This is a genomic window from Streptococcus halitosis, from assembly GCF_003143695.2.
Classification (GTDB): Bacteria; Bacillota; Bacilli; order Lactobacillales; family Streptococcaceae; genus Streptococcus; species Streptococcus halitosis.
Genome location: NZ_QEMY02000001.1, coordinates 1,124,907 through 1,144,136 on the forward strand (window position 1 = coordinate 1,124,907; position 19,230 = coordinate 1,144,136).

16 protein-coding genes and 1 pseudogene are annotated in these 19,230 nt (G+C 39.6%); 15 read left to right on the forward strand and 2 right to left on the reverse strand.

Annotated elements, in window-relative coordinates:
* Nucleotides 1-35 precede the first annotated feature (35 nt).
* The 15 genes and pseudogenes from DB729_RS05565 to lplA all read left to right on the forward strand — a co-directional run bounded on the left by DB729_RS05565 (nt 36) and on the right by lplA (nt 15,966).
* Nucleotides 36-959, forward strand: a pseudogene (locus DB729_RS05565) (peptidase).
* Nucleotides 960-1,088: 129 nt separating this feature from the next.
* Nucleotides 1,089-1,631 (forward strand): ClbS/DfsB family four-helix bundle protein, encoded by a 543-nt coding sequence (locus DB729_RS05570; protein ID WP_109290039.1) that lies wholly within the window; start codon nt 1,089-1,091, stop codon nt 1,629-1,631.
* Between the two features lie 284 nt (nt 1,632-1,915).
* The gene (locus DB729_RS05575) at nt 1,916-2,419 is read left to right on the forward strand and encodes a hypothetical protein (protein WP_109290038.1); all 504 of its coding nucleotides are present in this window, start codon (nt 1,916-1,918) and stop codon (nt 2,417-2,419) included.
* Nucleotides 2,420-2,725: 306 nt separating this feature from the next.
* Nucleotides 2,726-4,495, forward strand: a complete 1,770-nt coding sequence (locus DB729_RS05580) for a DUF262 domain-containing protein (RefSeq protein ID WP_109290037.1) — start codon at nt 2,726-2,728, stop codon at nt 4,493-4,495.
* A gap of 35 nt (nt 4,496-4,530) precedes the next feature.
* On the forward strand, nt 4,531-5,109 hold the full coding sequence (locus tag DB729_RS05585; RefSeq protein WP_109290036.1) for a hypothetical protein: 579 nt from the start codon (nt 4,531-4,533) through the stop codon (nt 5,107-5,109).
* A gap of 41 nt (nt 5,110-5,150) precedes the next feature.
* The gene (pynA, locus tag DB729_RS05590; protein WP_109290035.1) at nt 5,151-5,843 is read left to right on the forward strand and encodes a pyrimidine 5'-nucleotidase PynA; all 693 of its coding nucleotides are present in this window, start codon (nt 5,151-5,153) and stop codon (nt 5,841-5,843) included.
* Between the two features lie 61 nt (nt 5,844-5,904).
* Entirely contained in the window at nt 5,905-6,558 is a 654-nt protein-coding gene (locus DB729_RS05595; protein WP_109290034.1) for a uracil-DNA glycosylase, read from the forward strand.
* A gap of 9 nt (nt 6,559-6,567) precedes the next feature.
* The gene (locus DB729_RS05600; protein WP_001135762.1) at nt 6,568-7,032 is read left to right on the forward strand and encodes an NUDIX hydrolase; all 465 of its coding nucleotides are present in this window, start codon (nt 6,568-6,570) and stop codon (nt 7,030-7,032) included.
* A gap of 12 nt (nt 7,033-7,044) precedes the next feature.
* Complete coding sequence (locus tag DB729_RS05605; protein WP_109290033.1) at nt 7,045-8,313, forward strand: dihydroorotase; 1,269 nt, start codon at nt 7,045-7,047, stop codon at nt 8,311-8,313.
* A gap of 41 nt (nt 8,314-8,354) precedes the next feature.
* Nucleotides 8,355-9,695, forward strand: a complete 1,341-nt coding sequence (locus DB729_RS05610; protein ID WP_109290032.1) for an MATE family efflux transporter — start codon at nt 8,355-8,357, stop codon at nt 9,693-9,695.
* A 178-nt stretch (nt 9,696-9,873) separates the two neighbouring features.
* The gene (locus DB729_RS05615) at nt 9,874-10,842 is read left to right on the forward strand and encodes a thiamine pyrophosphate-dependent dehydrogenase E1 component subunit alpha (RefSeq protein WP_000105373.1); all 969 of its coding nucleotides are present in this window, start codon (nt 9,874-9,876) and stop codon (nt 10,840-10,842) included.
* A gap of 16 nt (nt 10,843-10,858) precedes the next feature.
* Nucleotides 10,859-11,851: an alpha-ketoacid dehydrogenase subunit beta gene (locus tag DB729_RS05620; protein ID WP_008808674.1), complete on the forward strand. Its 993-nt coding sequence runs from the start codon at nt 10,859-10,861 to the stop codon at nt 11,849-11,851.
* Nucleotides 11,852-12,127: 276 nt separating this feature from the next.
* Complete coding sequence (locus DB729_RS05625) at nt 12,128-13,171, forward strand: dihydrolipoamide acetyltransferase (protein ID WP_109290031.1); 1,044 nt, start codon at nt 12,128-12,130, stop codon at nt 13,169-13,171.
* Nucleotides 13,172-13,216: 45 nt separating this feature from the next.
* Complete coding sequence (gene lpdA / locus DB729_RS05630) at nt 13,217-14,917, forward strand: dihydrolipoyl dehydrogenase (RefSeq protein WP_007521960.1); 1,701 nt, start codon at nt 13,217-13,219, stop codon at nt 14,915-14,917.
* 59 nt (nt 14,918-14,976) lie between these two features.
* Nucleotides 14,977-15,966: a lipoate--protein ligase gene (gene lplA / locus DB729_RS05635; protein WP_000874003.1), complete on the forward strand. Its 990-nt coding sequence runs from the start codon at nt 14,977-14,979 to the stop codon at nt 15,964-15,966.
* Nucleotides 15,967-16,041: 75 nt separating this feature from the next.
* Here lplA and xerS read toward each other — a convergent pair whose 3' ends face one another.
* Together xerS and DB729_RS05645 are read right to left on the reverse strand one after the other, a co-directional pair.
* Nucleotides 16,042-17,112 carry a tyrosine recombinase XerS gene (gene xerS / locus DB729_RS05640; protein ID WP_033585260.1) on the reverse strand — a complete coding sequence of 357 codons (1,071 nt, stop codon included), beginning with the start codon at nt 17,110-17,112 and terminating at the stop codon, nt 16,042-16,044.
* Nucleotides 17,113-17,675: 563 nt separating this feature from the next.
* Nucleotides 17,676-19,226: a ClC family H(+)/Cl(-) exchange transporter gene (locus DB729_RS05645; protein ID WP_109290030.1), complete on the reverse strand. Its 1,551-nt coding sequence runs from the start codon at nt 19,224-19,226 to the stop codon at nt 17,676-17,678.
* Nucleotides 19,227-19,230: the final 4 nt, after the last annotated feature.

Here is a 19,230-nt window from a genome sequence, read left to right on the forward strand (position 1 = left end):
TATAATAGTCCCATAGAAGATAAGGAGGCAAGAATATGCAGATGTATTTTGGAGATGTGTCACTTTGCTACAGTTATTCATTGGCAATGGCACTGGATGGCTATGGCTATGACTTTAAAGCAGACTTTCTAGAGGCAATCATGGTGATGGGAAATGGCGCTAGTATCGTAAAGGAAGATGACCAGCACCCTCTAGTGTTTTTTGATAATGGAATGCCAGATCTTTCCATCTCCCATTCCTTAAAAATACTAGGGTTTGACTATAAGGATTTCTATCTAAAAGATGGAACTGAAGTAGATTTGGAAGAGATTAAAGGAAAGTTGGAAACCTTTCTGTCCAATGGACCTGTCGTACTGGGACCTCTTGATATGGGCCATCTGACCTACAATCCCAATCACACAATTTTTTATGGTGTGGATCACTTTGTAACCGTGTATGCTCTTGATGATCAGTATCTCTATTTGCACGATCCAGCTGGTTTTGCCTGTATGAAGGTTGCTTTTAATGACATACTAGAAGCATGGAGGGCAGAGGCTATTGACTATAAGCGCGGAGCATACTCCATGTGGGGAAATTTTAAGAAGGTCAAGAGTCCTAGTCAGACTGAAATCTATCAGGAAACAGCAAAGATAATAAAGACCCGATATCTGAATGGTCAAAGCGGTGTTTTGGAATTCTATGCAAAAGCAGTTGCTGAAAACGGCTGAAATACCGAGCAAAAACAATTGCATCAGTATTTCAGCTTTAAACTTGCAGCTGTTCGAAATCTCTATCTCAGTAAGTTCTTAAAAGATCATAATCCAGAAGGAGCAAGATTAAAAGAAGAATTGGCTACTCTATTTGGCCAAGCCCACCTTTCATGTTTAAAAGGAGATTACCAAGAACTGTCCCACTTACTCTATCAGATAGCAGAAGTGGATGGTCTCTTTAAAGATCTATATGTAAATAAACAAGTCTAGGGGCGCTCCTAACTTTTATAGAATGGCCAGTAAAAGCAGTTGTTCGTAAAATGAAGAACTGCTTTTTGATTATGGTATAATGAAGTAAGAAAATAGCTTATTCTACTTGAAAATGAAGGGAGAACGCCTATGCCAAGACCAAGAACAAAAGATGAGCTAGTGCTAGCCTCTAAGGAAAACTATAAAAAGCTCAATCACTTTATATCTAAATTAAGTGAAGAGGAGCTACAGACTCCTTTTGATTTTTCAAAAGACCAAAAGAAAAAAGAAGCTCACTGGAAAAGAGATAAAAATCTGCGGGATGTCCTAATCCATCTCTATGAATGGCAGCAGTTACTTTTGACTTGGGTTTGTTCTAATCAAACAGGTCATGAAAGACCTTTTCTCCCCGAACCTTATAATTGGAAAACTTATGGGGAAATGAATGTCGCTTTTTGGAAGAAGCACCAGAAAACGTCTTTAGAAGAAGCGACTAGACTACTAGAGCAATCGCATGAAGAGGTTTTAGAGTTGATGGAAGGCTTCAGCAATGACGAATTGTTCACAAAAGGTGTCTATAAGTGGACTGGAGGGACAAGTTTAGGTTCCTATTTTGTCAGTAGCACCTCCAGTCACTATGACTGGGCTCTGAAAAAACTCAAAGCTCATCAGAAGAATTGTAAGAAACGTTAATTGAAGTGCTTGTGAAGGTTGGAAAAGATTCTTCTAAGTTTCGAATAGCTTAGTGCTCGTAATTTTAGAGCTATTCTAGCTTTAGAATCCTTCAAAAATTAAAATTTAAGGCTATCATAGACTTAGAATAGGTCTAAAACATTTATATCAGTGTAATTCTAAACTTAGAATTGCATTGATATAAAAGTAATTGGACTGTTCGACGCTTAGAATGCCTTGAATCTGAGAAATATTGACTAGAAAATGAATCGAATGGCTTTTTTCTGATATAGGATGATAGATAGATGGGTGAGATGATGAACATACAAAAAGAGAAAGTTAGAAAAGAGTTGGTGTCCCTTTGTTTGGGAGAGTTCACAGCCGTCCTATCCTTTTGGTTTTGTTTTTTACTTTTGAAAAATCGGCTTGGTGATTGGAGGAGTCTAGTCACCATTCTCTATCCTTTATCTTTACTGACATTTATTTTGCTTCAAGGTTCAATCTATTGGGCGATTTTGATTAGAAGACTGTCGAATCCTCAGTTCGGAAGTGGAAATGTCCCTAGAATATATGGTGGGCTCAGAATAGTGGACCTTATTTTACTTATTACGGGCTTTCCTTTTATTTTCTGGAACACACAGAGTGTTCAAGTGACTATCTTAGCTACGTTGATACAGCTTTTTGCCCTTATTGAATGGGTTAATTATTTCCTCGTACGCCTATCTTATAGTTTGAATCCACTTTTTTTATGGAAACGAATTGCAAAGGGAAAACTTGAAAAAAGCAGAATAGCTAAGGAGTTGGGGTAAGAGAGTGTAGTATTGGAGAGTTTAAGTTATTCAAACAATGTTACCTTGAAATTTTCATTTATACTATAATGTTCTTAATGAATATTCAGGAAGAGAACTAAATGCCCTGCAAATTTTGATTCTTTGAAACTTATTGCTTCCAAAGGATTTTATAGAGTATTGAAAATGAAGTTACTAATTGTGCGGAAAAAGTAAGTTTGATGTTATCGCTATACAAAATTTTACCTTCGTTCAAACTTGTATTGATTTTTATTGTCAGTGTTTTCGTGATATAATATTATCAGAATAAATTATTGGAGAATCTGAATGAGAAACGATATTCAACCGGCTTTACAAACAATAAAATCTTATTTTGAAAAATCAGAATTTTATATTCCTACCTATCAGAGACCCTATGCTTGGCAAGTACCACAATGTGAACAACTCATTGAAGATATTAATCTTCATATGGAAAATTTCGATGATAGTTCTCAAGACAATTATTTCTTTGGAGCTGTTCTCATTGCTCAAGAATCTGGAGAAGAGCATGAAGTAACCTTGATTGATGGCCAGCAAAGAACAACGACATTTATGCTACTTCTTAAAGCAATCTTATTGAAGATTGATAAGGAGCTTGAACTTCAACCGACTCTAGATACTGATGCACGCAGATTAGTGAAACGTCTTAATGGTCTTAAAGAGCAGATTGTTACAATGCTTTTCAATGTTTCAGATGACGAAAAAGATGATTTTGTTGATGGATTGTATTATCCTAGTGATGATAGGATAAAGTATCTAAATCATTCAATCTCGGAAAAATATGCTAGTGAGATGACTACTATCTTGTTAGGTAGAGATTTCACTTCGATTAAAGAGAAAGTTTATCAAATTTATCGTCGTCAAAAAGATAATCGTTATACAAATTATTATAAAAACTTTAGATATTTTTATAATATGTGTGATGATTTGAATGTTTTTAAACTCATCAATTTTGCTAATCATTTCATTGATAACTGCCAAGTGATCACCATTACAAGTTATAATACCGATCAAGCAATAAATATTTTCAATTCTTTAAATGGAACTGGTGTCCCATTGACCCCAATTGAAGTAATCGTATCTAAGACCACTGCAAATGCATCAGATAGGAAAAACTTCGAAAAAAATTGGCAAGAGATTGTACAACGTACCGATTCATCTAGATTAGACTTGAATGCGTTAATTACTCATTATATTTTCGTAAAACTCTCAGAACAAAACGGTGCTGATCGAAGAAATCCTGGTATAAGAGCCTTTTTCTCAAAAAATAAGCATCTATTGAATGAAGATATTCTATTTACTTCTGAACTAAATACAATCATAAACAATTTTGAACGAGTATCTGATACTATTAATGGTCAATTGATAAACAAATTAAACGGTAATTTACGACCTTTTGTTAGTAGTTATCTATTTTTTAGAAACGATAACACATATCTGGAATACTTACTTAGACTTGGAGTTTTGATTGAATTATCTGAACTCTCGTATAGCCATAAACTTTTTAAAGGCTTTTTAGAAGAAATAAATTTGTTGTACAGTCAAGTCGATTCAATTTCAATCGACGAACTTATTTCAAAAATAAAGAACCATATTCATACTAATTTTGTTTATGAAGACGTTAAACAAACTTTGACTGAAAGTGGTGTTTCAAATTCTATTCTATATGTAAATGAATTCCTATTTGCATTGGAAAAAAGTATTGACTTTAATCTAAATGGGAATATTGATATTGAACATATTATGCCACAAAGTGGTTTAAATCGAGAAAATATTACGTCAGATGCTGGATTAGAAAGCCAGGAAGAATTCAGGGATTATGCTGAAAAAATTGGTAATAAGATACTCCTTGAATCCGAAATTAATCGTGGAATTGGAGATGCTTGGTTTAGAACAAAAAGAGAGAATACAATCACAAGTGGTCATGGCTATATAGGTAGTAAGTTCCCAATAGCTAAATCTCTTGTTAATTATGTAAATGACACCTGGACTAAAACTGACATTGAACTGGCAACAGAAAAAGCTGCTAAACGAATCACTGATTTTATTTTTGAGTAAACTAGAACGATAGAATTAAGAGGTAAGTTATAATTATGTCATTAAATCAAGTTACAATAGAAATTCCATTAAATATTCAGAAAGGATTAGACTCTGGAATTTATAAACGTTATGGTTCGATAATCAGAAATTCGTCTGGCCATATAGTAAAGCATCTAAAAGAAGTAAAGGTAAGAGAACCAGCTCAACAGGTCGTTAAAGGCCTTGCAAAAAATAAGTATGTGTTAGTAACTACTATTGGTGCAACTATTCTAGCTGTTGGTGGTGTTGCTTATTATGCATTTATTTCTAATAGATATAAAAAGATTGTAAAGCAACTTATAGAAAAGCTACTTCATTTCATTCAATTAGCTCAAAAGGGGGAAGTAAGTGAGGAAGAGGTCGATAATTTCTTGAAATTTTTACAGGATAATCAAAAAGAACTACTTACTTTGAAACTTGACTCTGAAATTGATGAGTTATTTGATCTTGTATATGATTATACAATTCAATTTGCTAAAGTAAATGGGTTTGAAACTGACACTATCTCAGAAGTGCCAGAAAAAAATAAAGTTATTAACTTGATGGATTATCTGAACTTTCAAAAAATAATATATCGTTCTGATGCAGTATGATATATTGAAAGATAAATTTACTGATTCAGAAAGGAAACTCAATGCCTTACAAATTTTTACTCTTTGACCTTGACCACACCTTGCTTGATTTTGATGCTGCTGAGGATGTGGCTCTGACGCAACTTCTAAAAGAAGAAGGGGTTGCGGATATTCAAGCCTACAAAGACTATTACGTTCCCATGAACAATGCTCTCTGGAAGGACTTGGAGCAAAAGAAAATTAGTAAACAAGAGCTGGTCAACACGCGCTTTTCTCGTTTATTTGCCTATTTCGGACAGGAAAAAGACGGTATGTTACTTGCCCAGCGTTATCAATTTTACTTAGCCCAACAGGGGCAAACTCTTTCGGGTGCTCATGAACTCTTGGACAGCCTCATCGAGAGAGATTATGAGCTATACGCTGCGACAAATGGGATTACTGCCATTCAGACAGGACGTTTGGCTCAATCAGGTCTGGCTCCCTATTTCAACCAAGTCTTTATCTCCGAGCAACTGCAAACACAAAAGCCTGATGCACTATTCTATGAAAAAATCGGTCAGCAGATTGAAGGCTTCATCAAAGAAAAGGCGCTGATGATTGGAGATTCTCTAACCGCCGATATCCAAGGTGGCAATAATGCTGGTATTGATACTATCTGGTACAATCCCCATCATCTGGAAAATAATACACAAGCCCAGCCGACTTATGAAGCTCATTCTTACCAAGACTTGCTGGATTGTTTGGATAAACTGTAAAAAGTGGTTTAGATAGCCACTTTTTGCTATAATAGAAGCAGTAAAAACGAAGGAGTTGGCGATGCAACACTCATCTTGGCATGCTTTGATTAAGGAGCAATTACCTGAGGGGTATTTCGGGAAAATCAATCAGTTTATGGAGCAAGTCTATGCTCAGGGAACTGTGTACCCGCCTAAGGGAAAAGTTTTTCAGGCTCTCTTGACTACACCGCTTGAAGAAGTGAAGGTGGTGATTCTAGGGCAAGACCCTTATCACGGGACAGGTCAGGCGCAGGGTTTGAGTTTTTCTGTACCCGATGCTATTCCAGCGCCACCGTCCTTACAAAATATCTTGAAAGAATTGTCAGATGATATCGGGGTTAAGAAATCACATGATTTGACCGCTTGGGCTGAGCAAGGAGTCTTACTTCTCAATGCTTGCTTGACGGTTCCTGCTGGTCAAGCCAATGGTCATGCTGGGCAGATATGGGAGCCTTTTACAGATGCTGTGATTCAGGTGGTCAATAATCTAGATAGACCTGTAGTCTTTGTACTCTGGGGCGCTTATGCACGCAAGAAGAAATCATTGGTGACAAATCCTAAGCATTTGATTATCGAATCAGCTCACCCCAGTCCTTTATCTGTTTACAGAGGATTTTGGGGTTCCAAGCCTTTTTCCAAGACTAATGCATTCTTAAGAGAGACAGGACAAGAGCCAATCGATTGGCTTAGATAAGGAGAGAATATGCCTCAGTTAGCGACGATTTGCTACATTGATAACGGAAAAGAACTGCTCATGCTGCATCGCAATAAGAAGCCGAATGATGTCCATGAAGGCAAATGGATTGGTGTGGGTGGTAAGTTAGAGCGAGGGGAGACACCTCAAGAATGCGCAGCGCGTGAAATCTTCGAAGAAACAGGTTTGAAAGGTAAGCCTGTGCTAAAAGGCGTTATCACTTTTCCTGAGTTCACGCCTGATTTAGACTGGTACACCTATGTTTTTAAGGTAACGGAGTTTGAGGGGGACTTGATTGACTGCAATGAGGGGACGCTGGAATGGGTTCCCTATGATGAAGTTTTGAGCAAGCCGACTTGGGAGGGTGATCACACCTTTGTTGAGTGGCTTTTAGAGGACAAACCCTTCTTTTCAGCTAAGTTTGTTTATGATGGGGATAAATTGTTGGATACTCAAGTTGATTTCTATGAATAAAGGAGAAAGCAGATGTTACTAATCAAAAATGGTCGTGTAATGGATCCCAAGTCTGGTTTGGATCAAGTGTGTGATGTTTTGGTCCAAGATGGGAAAATTGTCAAAATTGCGCCTGAAATTAAGGAAGAAGGAGCAGAACTGATTGATGCTACTGGGCTTGTAGTTGCGCCTGGACTCGTGGATATTCATGTTCATTTTCGTGAACCTGGTCAGACCCACAAGGAGGATATCCATACTGGTGCTCTAGCAGCCGCTGCAGGTGGTTTTACAACGGTCGTCATGATGGCTAATACCAATCCAACCATCTCAGATGTGGAGACTTTGCAAGAAGTTCTTCAGTCAGCTGCTAAAGAGAAAATCAATGTTAAGACGGTTGCGACCATTACTAAGAATTTTAATGGCCAAGACTTAACTGACTTTAAGGCACTTTTGGAAGCTGGAGCAGTTGGTTTCTCAGATGACGGTATCCCGCTTGAAAGTAGCAAGGTTCTCAAAGAAGCCTTGGAAAACGCCAAGAAACTAGGTACCTTTGTTTGTCTTCACGAGGAAGATCCTGGTTTGAATGGAATTCTTGGTTTCAACGAAAACATCGCTAAAGACCACTTCAAGATCTGTGGTGCGACAGGTGTAGCAGAATACGCTATGATTGCGCGTGATGTCATGATTGCCCATGCAACTAAGGCCCACGTTCATATCCAGCATTTGTCTAAGGAGGAAAGTGTCAAAGTAGTAGAGTTTGCTCAAGGTTTGGGGGCCCAAGTCACAGCAGAAGTGGCACCACAACATTTTTCTAAGACAGAAACTCTTCTTTTAACTCAAGGTAGCAATGCCAAAATGAACCCTCCGCTTCGTTTGGAATCAGACCGTCGTGCCGTTATCGAAGGTCTCAAGTCAGGTGTTATCACAGTTATCGCGACAGACCACGCGCCTCACCATGCAGATGAGAAAAATGTAGAAGATATCACCAAAGCGCCATCTGGTATGACTGGTTTGGAAACCTCTCTTTCTCTTGGTTTGACTTATTTGGTGGAAGCTGGTGAACTAAGCTTGATGGAATTACTAGAAAAAATGACTGTCAATCCAGCTAAATTGTACAACTTTGAAGCAGGCTACTTGGCTGAAAATGGTCCAGCGGACATCACTGTCTTTGATGACAAGGCTGATCGTACTATTGGTCCAAACTTCGCTTCAAAATCAGCCAATTCTCCATTTATCGGGGAAACTTTAAAAGGGCAGGTCAAATATACTATCTGTAAGGGACAAATCGTCTATCAAAACTAGATGGGACTCTGCTCTATAAACTATAAGAATAGAGAGCGTATATGTACCCAACCCATCAATTTAAAGACAAGTTTGTTTTATTTCTTAAGATATTTTTCCCTATCCTGATTTATCAATTTGCCAATTATTCTGCCTCTTTTGTCGATACAACAATGACTGGGCGGTACAATACCATGGACTTGGCTGGTGTGTCTATGGCAACCAGTATCTGGAATCCCTTCTTTACATTCCTAACAGGGATTGTATCAGCCCTGGTGCCCATCATTGGTCACCATCTTGGTCGAGGTAAAAAGGAAGAAGTTGCGTCAGATTTTTACCAGTTCATCTATTTGGCCTTGGGTCTATCTGTGGTCTTACTGGGACTGGTACTTTTCTTGGCACCTCCTGTCTTAAATCATATCGGACTAGAAGCTCAAGTAGCGGCAGTTGCAGTTTCCTATCTTTGGTATCTTTCTATCGGAATTATTCCCTTGTTGCTGTTCAGTGTCATTCGCTCTTTGTTGGATTCTCTTGGATTGACCAAGCTATCTATGTACCTCATGCTTTTGTTACTTCCGCTAAATAGTGGTTTTAACTATCTTTTGATATATGGAGCTCTTGGTTTTCCAGAGCTTGGTGGTGCAGGAGCAGGTCTAGGAACTTCTCTAGCCTATTGGGTTTTATTGGGAATTTCCCTGCTTGTTTTGTTCAAACAGGAAAGATTAAAAGCGTTACATCTTGAAAAACCTATTCCACTCAATATAGATAAAATCAAGGAAGGTGTTCGATTAGGTCTACCAATCGGAGGAACCGTATTTGCGGAAGTGGCTATTTTCTCCGTGGTGGGACTAATCATGGCTAAGTTTTCATCGCTCATCATTGCCAGTCACCAGTCAGCTATGAATTTTTCGAGTCTCATGTATGCTTTTCCTATGAGTATTTCCTCTGCTATGGCGATTGTTGTGTCTTACGAGGTGGGGGCCAAACGTTTTGAGGATGCAAAAATCTATGCTCGTCTGGGGAGAGTAACCGCCCTTATTTTTGCAGGTCTTACCCTATCTTTTCTCTACATTTTTAGAGATCGTGTAGCAAGTCTATATGGGAATGACTCTCAGTTCATTGAAACAACTGCTGTATTTCTAACCTACAGTCTCTTTTTCCAGCTAGCTGATACCTTTGCGGCTCCGCTCCAAGGAATTTTAAGAGGGTATAAGGACACTATCGTTCCTTTCTATCTTGGCTTAATCGGATATTGGGGAGTAGCGATACCACTAGGATATCTACTAGATCAAGTAACTGACTTAGGGGCATTTGCCTACTGGATTGGGTTAATTGCCAGCTTGATTGTTTCTGGTTGTTTGTATCAATGGCGTCTGAAAACCGTAATGAAAAGATTGAGCTAATTTTTGGAAAATATCCTGAAAAAGCACTTTGTGAAAAAATACTCTAACTAGAGAGAATCCCTGTTTTAACAGGGGTTTATTTTTTTATATTGTGAATTTTTATTAGCCATATACTTTGACAGCGTATACTAAAAAAGGTAAAATAGTAAGGTAAGTACAAAGTTAGAAAGGCAAGATTATGTCAACTTTAGATAAAAATCTTTTGCTAGAGATGTTCCGTAAGATGGAAGAAATCCGTCGCATGGACTTAAAAATCGCTCAGTTAGTGAAAAAGGGAAAAGTTCCCGGTATGACTCACTTTTCTGTCGGAGAGGAAGCTGCTAACGTCGGAGCGATGCTGGCTCTTAATCCAGATGATCTGATTACCTCAAATCACCGTGGACACGGGCAAGCTATTGCTAAGGGGATTGACCTCAACGGAATGATGGCTGAAATCCTCGGGAAATACACTGGAACCTGTAAAGGAAAAGGTGGTTCTATGCACATCGCTGACCTGGATGCTGGGAACCTCGGTGCCAATGGTATCGTTGGTGGTGGTATGGGAATCGCTGTCGGTGCAGCCCTCAGTCAACAAATGCAAAACACTGGAAAAATCGTCGTTTGCTTCTTTGGAGATGGTGCGACCAACGAAGGTGTCTTCCACGAAGCAGTCAACATGGCTTCTATTTGGAACTTGCCAGTTGTTTTCTACTGCATTAACAACGGTTATGGGATCTCTGCGGATATCAAGAAAATGACCAATGTAGAGCATATCCATCAACGTAGTGCGGCATATGGAATTCCTGGAATGTTTATCGAAGATGGGAACAACGTCATCGATGTCTATGAAGGATTTAAGAAAGCTGTAGATCATGTTCGTGGTGGCAATGGCCCAGTCTTGATCGAAAGTGTAACCTATCGCTGGCTTGGCCACTCATCATCTGACCCTGGTAAATATCGTACTCGTGAAGAAGTGGAATTGTGGAAACAAAAAGACCCAATCGAAAACCTTCGCAAATACCTCATTGAAAACAATATTGCAAGTGCAGAAGAATTGGAAGAAATTCAAGCACAAGTCAAGGAAGCAGTAGAAGCTTCTGTTAAATTTGCTGAAGAAAGCCCATTCCCACCACTAGAATCAGCATTTGAAGATATTTACGCAGACTAAGGAGAAAGAGATAAAAATGGAAACAAAAACAATGTCGTTCCGTGACACCATTATCCTTGCTATGTCTGAGGAAATGCGTCGCGATGAAAATGTATTCTTGATGGGAGAAGACGTCGGTGTCTTTGGAGGAGACTTCGGAACTTCTGTTGGAATGCTCGAAGAATTTGGTCCAGAACGTGTTCGTGACTGTCCGATTTCTGAAGCTGCTATCTCAGGTGCAGCAGCAGGAGCAGCCATGACAGGACTTCGTCCAATCGTCGATATGACCTTCATGGACTTCTCGGTCATTGCCATGGACAATATCGTCAACCAAGCTGCTAAAACACGTTACATGTTTGGTGGGAAAGGTCAGGTTCCAATGACTGTCCGATGTGCAGCTGGTAACGGAGTTGGTTCTGCAGCTCAGCACTCTCAGTCTCTAGAGTCTTGGTTCACACACATCCCAGGTCTTAAGGTTGTAGCTCCAGGTACACCTGCTGACATGAAAGGACTTCTCAAGTCTTCTATCCGTGATAACAACCCTGTTATCATCCTTGAATACAAGTCAGAATTTAACCAAAAAGGGGAAGTGCCAGTTGATCCAGACTATACAATCCCACTTGGGGTTGGGGAAATCAAACGCGAAGGTACAGATGTAACAGTCGTTACTTATGGAAAAATGCTTCGCCGTGTGGTTCAAGCTGCTGAAGAATTAGCAGAAGAGGGAATTTCAGTTGAAATTGTGGACCCACGTACCCTCGTTCCACTTGATAAGGATATCATCATTAACTCAGTGAAGAAGACTGGTAAGGTCGTTCTGGTCAACGACGCCCACAAAACAAGTGGCTATATCGGAGAGATTTCAGCTATTATTTCAGAATCAGAAGCATTTGATTATCTAGACGCACCAATCCGCCGTTGCGCCGGAGAAGATGTGCCAATGCCTTACGCGCAAAACCTTGAAAATGCAATGATTCCAACAGTTGAAAGCATCAAAGATACAATCCGTAAGACATATAACAAAGAATAGAATTGCATAAATTAAATTATGTAAATTTGCGACAGTTTTTTGACGAATCGATAATATTCGACAAAAAACTTAGTAAGTCTACTAGGTTGGTCGCCAGATAGCGGCAACCGTAGTAACTTGAGATACGTTCCGTGTCCAAGTTACTTGTAGAGTTGAACACGGGCTAAAAGCTCGGAAAAAAGATAAATCTCCTTGGCTTCATCGAAGCCAGCGTCGATTTCCTATTTTTCAGTCGCTTTTGACGCCCTTTATATCATAAATAGAATTGGAGAGGTCATGGCTGATGACAAGCTAAGAGCGACTCCTGCGGCTAGAAAGTTAGCGGATGATTTAGGGATCAATCTCTACGATGTTTCTGGCTCAGGTGCAAACGGTCGTGTCCACAAAGAAGACGTGGAAACTTATAAAGACACAAACGTGGTTCGCATTTCGCCACTTGCAAAACGAATTGCCCTCGAACATAACATTGCTTGGCAGGAAATCCAAGGAACAGGTCATCGTGGTAAAATCATGAAGAAGGATGTTTTGGCCTTACTTCCTGAAAATGTCGAAAACGACACCATCAAGTCTCCTGCTCAAATCGAAAAAGTGGAAGAAGTTCCAGACAATATCACTCCTTATGGTGAGATTGAGCGTATTCCAATGACACCAATGCGTAAGGTTATCGCTCAACGTATGGTTGAATCCTACCTAACTGCGCCAACCTTCACGCTCAACTACGATGTCGATATGTCAGAAATGTTGGCTCTTCGTAAGAAGGTTCTTGAGCCGATTATGGAAGCAACTGGTAAGAAGACTACTGTAACAGACCTTCTTTCACTCGCTGTTGTGAAGACCCTTATGAAACACCCATACATCAACGCTTCATTGACAGAAGACGGCAAGACCATTATCACTCATAACTATGTCAACCTTGCGATGGCGGTTGGGATGGATAACGGATTGATGACACCTGTTGTCTATAATGCTGAAAAAATGAGCTTGTCAGAGTTGGTTGTAGCCTTTAAGGATGTGATTGGTCGTACCTTGGATGGTAAATTGGCTCCAAGTGAGTTACAAAACTCAACCTTCACAATTAGTAACTTGGGAATGTTTGGCGTTCAGTCCTTTGGTCCTATTATTAACCAACCAAACTCAGCTATCCTCGGGGTTAGCTCAACAGTTGAAAAACCTGTAGTTGTCAATGGTGAGATTGTCATTCGCCCTATCATGAGCCTTGGATTAACCATTGACCACCGTGTTGTAGATGGTATGGCTGGTGCTAAGTTTATGAAAGACTTGAAAGCCTTAATTGAGAACCCAATCTCAATGTTGGTTTAAAAATACAGTATTTATTTTTAAAGATATAGATAAAGGAAGTAAGACATGGCCTTAGAAGTAATTATGCCAAAAGCCGGCGTGGATATGACAGAAGGACAAATCGTCCAATGGAATAAAAAAGTCGGAGAATTTGTAAAAGAAGGAGAAATCCTTTTGGAAATCATGACTGACAAAGTCAGCATGGAATTGGAAGCAGAAGAAGATGGCTACTTGATTGCTATCCTCAAAGGAGATGGTGAAACTGTCCCAGTAACGGAAGTCATTGGCTACCTTGGTGAAGAAGGGGAAAATATCCCAACGGCTGGAGCAGCACCAGAAGCTAGTCCAGCGCCTTCAGTTAGTGCCTCAAACGACGACGGCAAGAGCGACGATGCCTTTGATATCGTTGTGATTGGTGGGGGTCCTGCTGGATATGTAGCGGCTATTAAAGCAGCCCAACTTGGTGGTAAGGTTGCCCTTGTTGAGAAATCAGAACTCGGTGGAACCTGCTTGAACCGTGGATGTATCCCAACTAAGACCTACCTTCACAACGCTGAAATCATCGAAAACATCGGTCATGCAGCAAACCGTGGTATCGTCATCGAAAATCCAAACTTCACTGTTGATATGGATAAACTTTTAGAAACTAAATCTAAAGTTGTCAATACCTTGGTAGGTGGTGTTGCGGGTCTTCTTCGTAGCTACGGAGTTACTGTTCATAAGGGTGTTGGTACCATCACTAAAGACAAGAATGTCTTGGTAGATGGTTCTGAATTGCTTGAAACCAAGAAAATCATCCTTGCCGGTGGTTCAAAAGTCAGCAAGATTAACGTCCCTGGTATGGAATCTCCACTTGTCATGACCAGTGATGACATTCTTGAAATGAACGAAGTTCCAGAGAGCCTCGTAATCATCGGTGGTGGTGTTGTCGGTATTGAACTCGGTCAAGCCTTCATGACATTTGGTTCAAAAGTGACTGTTATTGAAATGATGGACCGTATCGTTCCAGCTATGGATGCGGAAGTTTCTAAGAATCTTCGCTTGATTTTGGAACGCAAAGGTATGACTATCTTAACAGGTACAAAATTGCAAGAAATCATCGAAGAAAATGGTCAACTTCGTATCAAGGTTGAAGGAAAAGACGATATCATCGCAAGCAAAGCTCTTCTTTCAATCGGTCGTGTGCCAGATCTTGAAGGAATTGGCGATGTTGAGTTTGAATTGGATCGTGGTCGCATCAAGGTTAACGAATATATGGAAACTTCTGTTCCAGGTATTTACGCACCAGGTGACATTAACGGTACTAAGATGTTGGCGCACGCGGCCTTCCGTATGGGTGAAGTTGCCGCTGAAAATGCCCTTAAAGGAAATCATGCTGTTGCCAAATTGAACTTGACTCCTGCAGCCATCTACACTCTTCCTGAAGTAGCAGCAGTAGGTCTAACTGAAGAACAAGCTCGTGAGAAATACGATGTTGCAATCGGTAAATTCAACTTTGCAGCCAACGGTCGTGCCATTGCATCTGATGCTGCTCAAGGTTTCGTAAAAGTTATCGCTGATAAGAAATATGGGGAAATCCTTGGTGTGCACATCATTGGTCCTGCAGCCGCAGAACTGATTAACGAGGCATCAAGCATTATCGAAATGGAAATCACTGTTGAGGAAATGCTGAAGACCATCCACGGACACCCAACCTACTCTGAAGTGATGTACGAAGCATTTGCAGATGTTTTAGGAATGGCTATCCATTCACCTAAGAAAAAATAAAACGAAGATAGACTAGACTGGAAAGATGTTTTCCAGTCTCTATCGTATAAAGGGATATCATGAAATACATTATCAATCATTCAAACGACACTGCTTTTAATATCGCCTTGGAAGAATATGCCTTTAAACACCTACTAGATGAGGATCAAATCTTCCTTCTTTGGATTAACAAACCTTCTATCATTGTTGGACGTCACCAGAATACTATCGAAGAAATCAATCGTGATTATGTTCGAGAAAATGGTATTGAGGTAGTCCGCCGTATCAGTGGTGGTGGAGCTGTTTATCACGATTTAAACAACCTCAACTATACTATCATTTCAAAAGAAGATGAAAACAAGGCCTTTGACTTCAAGAGCTTCTCAACTCCAGTTATCAACACCTTGGCTCAACTAGGCGTTAAAGCTGAGTTTACAGGCCGTAATGACCTTGAGATTGATGGCAAAAAATTCTGTGGCAATGCCCAAGCCTATATCAATGGGCGTATCATGCACCACGGTTGCTTGTTATTTGACGTTGATTTGTCAGTCCTTGCTAATGCCCTCAAGGTTTCAAAAGACAAATTTGAATCAAAAGGTGTGAAATCCGTTCGTGCCCGTGTAACCAATATTGTCAATGAATTACCTGAAAAAATCACAGTTGAAGAATTCCGTGATTTGCTATTGGAATACATGAAAAAAGAGTACCCAGAGATGACTGAATACGTTTTTTCTGAGCAAGAATTAGCGGAAATCAATCGCATCAAGGATACCAAATTTGGTACTTGGGACTGGAACTACGGTAAATCACCTGAATTTAACGTCCGTCGTGGAACAAAATTCACCAGTGGTAAGGTCGAAGTTTTTGCCAACGTCATTGAATCAAAAATCCAAGATATCAAGATTTATGGGGACTTCTTTGGTATCGAGGACGTTGCAGCTGTAGAAGATGTCCTTCGTGGTGTAAAATACGAACGCGAAGATGTCCTTAAAGCTCTAGAAACTATTGATATTACACGCTACTTTTCTGGTATTAGCCGTGAAGAAATCGCTGAAGCGGTAGTAGGATAAATCAAAAAAGAAGTTGCTAAAATATGCAACTTCTTTTTTTGTGGTATAGTATACATAATTATAATTATGTATTAATTATAAACTATCCAAAGCATTCTTTTGTTCATCGTTGACGATATGGGTATAGAGGTCAGTGACTTGTGTACTGGCGTGTCCTAGCTGATGGCTGACCAAAACTTGCGATTTAGTAGCATCGTAGAGCCTAGTAGCCAGGGTATGGCGTAGTTTGTGGGGAGTTACACGAACTTTGAAATCCTCTGAGTACTTAGCAACCATTTTTTCAACACTAGAAGCGTCGATACGATTGGGAACACCTCGGTATAAGGTCAGAAAGAGCGCTGTATCTGTCTTTTCCGTCTTATAGCGTTGATTTCGAATGGCGAGATAATTCTCTAGGTAAGGCTTAGCAAAGGCTGCGACATTGACAGAATCACGTTTGCCACCTTTTCGAGTGACATCAATGACCATCATTTTGAGATTAAGGTCTCTTAGATCCAGATTAACAGCTTCAGATAGGCGGACACCAGACGCCAAGAGAAGGGCAATAATGGCCAAATCACGTTCTTTATTCTTATTAAATGACGAGAGAGCGCGATTTGAGAGTTGTTGTGGGTACTCTTGGTCGATATAAGTCAGAAAACCTTCTGTTTCATCACCTAGAAAGAGTTTTTGCTTGATGTTTTCAGCTCTGGAAGCAAGTGTTTCTTTCTTTTTCTTGGTTGAAACTTTCTTCATTACATTACGATAGAAATAAGGCTCCCCTTGGTCGTTTTCAACCTCCTCTGTTAGATACTTGTAAAGACTAGAAAGTGCCGACAAAGTCCGATTAATGGTCGTCTGAGAGACACCTTGTTTGGTTGTATTGGCATTCAGCAAAGGTCGTTCTCGTAGATATAGGATAAAAGCTTCCATATCTTTTTTAGACATATTTTCCAAGACAGATAAAGGAATGTCGGACATTTTATCAACATTTGAAATACCAGACTCCAAAACCCAGCTAAAAAATCGATCGTATTCCTTGAGGTATTCGTACAAGGTTGTAAAACTGTAGGGAACAGCAAGCTTTGATTGGTAGTATTCCAGAACATACCAAGGCATGATTTGTTTTAGTTTGTCGATTCGTTCCAGTAAAATCTCACGTTTCATGCATTTTCTCCATAATTAAGTCTACCAGTAGTATAGCATAGACTTATATATTTTTCAAGAAAATTATAGTTTTTCGGAAAGATGTTATGGGAGTTTTCAAAGAATAGAAAAAAGACTTAGATCTATGAAATACAGAACTAAATCTTTTTTCTATTGTGAATCATTATCTAGTGCTTTTTCTAGTTTCCAAATACTAAACCAGAATGAAATAGTCAGCAGAATAAGGAAAATAAAAAAGAGATTATCAGTAACGAAACTTCTGTTCATTTTACATAACTGAAGAGCTATATAAGGAGCTATGAGATACAAAATACATTGTACAATTGCTATTGTTTTCTTTTTCATGATTTTTAATCTTACTGTACAGATTTGATACAGTAAACTCCTTTCTAGCTTTATCATTCCTAACTTAATTATAGTCTTATTTTTTACAAAGTTCAATTACTTGTATGTTGAAATACCTTATCAGTAAGAAATAACCGATCTCATTGCAGAGAATCGGTTTTCAAATGTATTTAATTAAGAAATATTTTTGTTGCATAATATAAATTATGTAAAAAAACTTACAACAACAAATCTTTGACTTTTCCAATTTCACTTTTTGGAATCACTAGGTGAATCATATCACCCAGATACATTCTAGTTGAGCCGTGAACTGTTTGGCTTTTGCCATTATGGACTTGGGTGGTGATGAGTACGTTATGTGGCAAGTTTAGTTCGTGAACCTGTTTTCCAGCGATCTTATCTGATACAGGGATTTCAATGAGGGTGACTTCTCCTTCGTCTGTTGCTTCTTCTGGTAGCATTTTTTCTAGCATGGCCTCATAGACTGGAGCACCCTTGAGCAGATCCATGACGATGTAAGCTACCAAGGTCACTAAGCCAAGTGGCATGAGGTTGCGAATGTCCCCTACCATCTCAGTTACGAGGATCATAGCGGTTAAGGGAGCCTTGGATATTGCCCCAAAGTAGCCACTCATTCCTAAAATGACAAATATAGGAAACTGCTCTTGACTGACAAGCCCAAGATTGACACAAATGACACCAACTAGGGCACCAAGTAAGGAACCAAGCGCCAGAATGGGTAGGAAAATTCCTCCTGGGAGGCCACTTCCATAGCTAATCATGCTCCAAACAAAGCGAATCAAAAAGTAAGCTAATAGAACTTGAAAACTAAAATTTTGCTCAGTCAAAGAAAGAACGACCTGGTTTCCACCACCAAGGATTTGTGGTAAGAAGATCCCGACTGGTATGATGAGGATAAAGGCTAGGATTGGATAATAAGCTCTATCTAAATGGATTTTTTGACCAATCCAGTCATAAACTCGACCAACATTAAGTACAGCTTTCTCATAGAGAAAACCAGAGAGCCCGAGAAAAACTCCCATAAGGAGGTAAATCCAATACTGGTCTAGGGTCATGAGAGGAATGTTGTCTGGCATATCTAGTACGGGTGTTAGGCCAAATATGAGTAAAGAAATAAAGTTTGCTACGAGACTGGCTGCTAGAGTTGAGACCCAGAAAAATCGTGAAAAATGGTGGTAAACTTCTTCTATAACAAAGAGAAGACCTGCGATTGGTGCATTAAAGGCTGCGGCTAAACCTGCAGCAGCTCCACTAGCAATCAGGGAACGTTCTTCAACTGGACTAGATTTGAGCCACTTGGCTATACCTTTACCACCAACTGCTCCAAGTTGAATACTTGGTCCCTCTCGTCCCAGCATAAGTCCACTGGCAATTGCAAGAATACCTAAAATATATTTTTTCCAGAGAACGCCCCACCAGTTAAGGGTCATGAGACCTTTTAGTTCGGCTTCGACTTGAGGAATTCCAGAACCCTTGATGTCTTTTTCCGATCGAGTTAATTTCGCACTGAGCCAGCTAACAATTAAATAAAATAGGCCAATGATAAAAAGATTGCGCACTAGGTGCGCTTGGTCTTGATAGAGTCCTTGTATCAGGTGGAAGCCTTTTTCGATTGAAAACCGAAAGGATCCGACGATTAGTCCGACGACGAGACCGACAATGATCCCTCGCCCAACTTGGGATAATACGGTGCTTGAGGCAAAGGCAAATTCCTTCTTGGAGCTGAGTATTTCTGACTGTTCCTCCATAATC

Bases quoted from the DNA above. Each gene is read 5' to 3' on its own strand.
- DB729_RS05570 (WP_109290039.1), top strand. From the start codon at position 1,089: ATGCCAAGACCAAGAACAAAAGATGAGCTAGTGCTAGCCTCTAAGGAA.
- DB729_RS05575 (WP_109290038.1), top strand. From the start codon at position 1,916: ATGGGTGAGATGATGAACATACAAAAAGAGAAAGTTAGAAAAGAGTTG.
- DB729_RS05580 (WP_109290037.1), top strand. From the start codon at position 2,726: ATGAGAAACGATATTCAACCGGCTTTACAAACAATAAAATCTTATTTT.
- DB729_RS05585 (WP_109290036.1), top strand. From the start codon at position 4,531: ATGTCATTAAATCAAGTTACAATAGAAATTCCATTAAATATTCAGAAA.
- pynA (WP_109290035.1), top strand. From the start codon at position 5,151: ATGCCTTACAAATTTTTACTCTTTGACCTTGACCACACCTTGCTTGAT.
- DB729_RS05595 (WP_109290034.1), top strand. From the start codon at position 5,905: ATGCAACACTCATCTTGGCATGCTTTGATTAAGGAGCAATTACCTGAG.
- DB729_RS05600 (WP_001135762.1), top strand. From the start codon at position 6,568: ATGCCTCAGTTAGCGACGATTTGCTACATTGATAACGGAAAAGAACTG.
- DB729_RS05605 (WP_109290033.1), top strand. From the start codon at position 7,045: ATGTTACTAATCAAAAATGGTCGTGTAATGGATCCCAAGTCTGGTTTG.
- DB729_RS05610 (WP_109290032.1), top strand. From the start codon at position 8,355: ATGTACCCAACCCATCAATTTAAAGACAAGTTTGTTTTATTTCTTAAG.
- DB729_RS05615 (WP_000105373.1), top strand. From the start codon at position 9,874: ATGTCAACTTTAGATAAAAATCTTTTGCTAGAGATGTTCCGTAAGATG.
- DB729_RS05620 (WP_008808674.1), top strand. From the start codon at position 10,859: ATGGAAACAAAAACAATGTCGTTCCGTGACACCATTATCCTTGCTATG.
- DB729_RS05625 (WP_109290031.1), top strand. From the start codon at position 12,128: ATGGCTGATGACAAGCTAAGAGCGACTCCTGCGGCTAGAAAGTTAGCG.
- lpdA (WP_007521960.1), top strand. From the start codon at position 13,217: ATGGCCTTAGAAGTAATTATGCCAAAAGCCGGCGTGGATATGACAGAA.
- lplA (WP_000874003.1), top strand. From the start codon at position 14,977: ATGAAATACATTATCAATCATTCAAACGACACTGCTTTTAATATCGCC.
- xerS (WP_033585260.1), bottom strand. From the start codon at position 17,112: ATGAAACGTGAGATTTTACTGGAACGAATCGACAAACTAAAACAAATC.
- DB729_RS05645 (WP_109290030.1), bottom strand. From the start codon at position 19,226: ATGGAGGAACAGTCAGAAATACTCAGCTCCAAGAAGGAATTTGCCTTT.